This window comes from Lutibacter sp. (genome assembly GCF_021647475.1).
GTDB lineage: Bacteria > Bacteroidota > Bacteroidia > Flavobacteriales > Flavobacteriaceae > Lutibacter.
Genome location: NZ_JAKIUR010000103.1, coordinates 1 through 2046 on the forward strand (window position 1 = coordinate 1; position 2046 = coordinate 2046).

Annotated in this window: 2 protein-coding genes; both read right to left on the reverse strand. The window is 32.9% G+C overall.

Going from position 1 to position 2046, the window contains the following annotated elements; translation table 11 throughout:
* Positions 1 to 1232 (reverse strand): urea transporter (locus tag L3J60_RS13415; RefSeq protein ID WP_291976076.1); only part of this gene is annotated, 1232 nt, incomplete at its 3' end.
* A gap of 38 nt (positions 1233 to 1270) precedes the next feature.
* Positions 1271 to 2046, reverse strand: a 776-nt coding sequence (locus L3J60_RS13420) for a hypothetical protein (RefSeq protein WP_291976077.1), incomplete at its 5' end; no start/stop codon positions are given.

The window sequence follows — 2046 nt, forward strand, 5'->3', positions numbered from 1 at the left end:
TCATAACAAAAATAATCACTCAATAACAATCCATCTCCTGAATATTCTTTCCCTGACGTTTCATCTTTGATGATAAAATCCCACGCATATTTAAAAAATTCTTTATGTGTATATCTACCTTCATGACCTTGATTTACAGTCCATTTCCCCATAAAAGGCAATCGTATTGGCATGGTAAAAGCAGCATATTCTTTCGCTGGCTGACTATGATATAAATAAGCGTTAGTTTCAGGATTTTTTTGCTGAATTATCGTTAAAATTGGTGGGTTGGTTTGATTGTATCGTATTTTAAATGCATATAAAACACCAATAATAACCATATTAAAAGGCAATGAAAAAACTGATAAACCAAAGTAAGAGAACAACCTATCAGAACCTATTGTGGTTACAACCAAAACAGGTATTAATAACAAATTCCACAAAAATGATTGCCGAGACGGAATTAAAAAATAGCCACCAATTGCAATGGCCGATAAAATAAAATTAAATCCGTAGTAGGTATAATTTAAGGACCCTGTGTACATTCCTAAGAATGAATACAACCAAAAAGCTACAAAAAAACCAATTAATGAGAATAAAAAATTTACACGAGAATGAATTAGTAAACCTATTGCAATAAGAATACCTGCTAAGATATTAAATTGGAAAAAGATAGCACCTAATGATAAAAAATAAGTATCAAAACCCGTATCTTTAAAAAAGTTATTTAAGCCATAAACTAGTACTACCAGTGCATTACCGCCTAATTTAAAAAACATATTAGAAGGGTATAAAGCTTCTGTATTAAGTGCAATCCCTGAAAATGATGGAAAAGCCAATAACAACAGCCACATAGCCAACAAAAACGGAATACTTAAAAACGGTAAGCCGTATTTTGCAAATACTCCCATTAAAAAAATGGTACTAAAAAAAGCAATAGCACCACCCATTACAATTAATAACAGCACTTCTAATCCAGGTGAAAAATAAGTACCAACACCTAAACCTACTAATAAAGCATTGAAACTAAATAAGCCTTTTTTAAGTGTTATAGGTGAATAACCTAACACTTCAGCCAAAATAACAGCAGTAATCACAGCTATTAAACCACTTAAACCAGTCCACCAGTCAATAAAACTTACAACAAGTAAAATTGTTGCTAAAATTTTATTTCCTGTGAAAAATATCTGTGAATAGCTTGTTAAAACAGCTTCTCCTAAAATACGGCTTTTTTTAATTAAATTATCTTTCATTTACAAATTATCCTTTTTCAAATAATTACACTCTGTTTCTATTTATTTTCAAGGTGTTTAGGTATTAATTCCTGTCTTCTAAATACTTCTTTATCCTCTTGTTTTCTAATAAGGTGCACTTTTTCATTTTCATCAATTAACACAATATTTGGGCGATAGGTAATAAACTGCATCCACTGTGTCATGGTGTAGGCTCCTACCCGCTTTATTACAAAATGGTCTCCTTTATTAAGCATTGGGAAATCAATATTTTTACGAATTACATCAATATTCATACATAAAGGACCGTAAATTGTGGTGGGTTCAGACTGGAATGTTGTTTCTTGTACCGGATAAATTTCGTGGTCATACCAAAAAGCCGTAAACATTAAATTTACACCCGTATCAATAATCATGGCTCTACGCCCATCTGCCAATCGTTTGTTTGCCAAAACCGAGCCTGCTAACCAGCCTGCATCATCAATTAAAGCTCTACCTGTTTCTAAAATTAACGTAGGATTTTCGTTATTAGGAAAACTAGCAGCTGTCATAGCTGTGGTAATGGCATGTGCATAATCATCAAAACTTGGCGTAGTATCCGTTCCTGGCATATAAGCCCCTTGTAGCGTATTTTGTGAAGCAAACCCTCCTCCAACGTCAATATAACCAATACTTGTTTGAAAACGATCAAATATTCTATTTGCCAAAGCAGCTAATTTTCCAATGGCGGTAGCGTATGCTTCAGATAAAGTAATGTAGGTACCAATATGAGTATGCAATCCTACCAAATCAATTTTTCCAGTTGACAAAATTCTATTAACAGCATTCCAAGCAC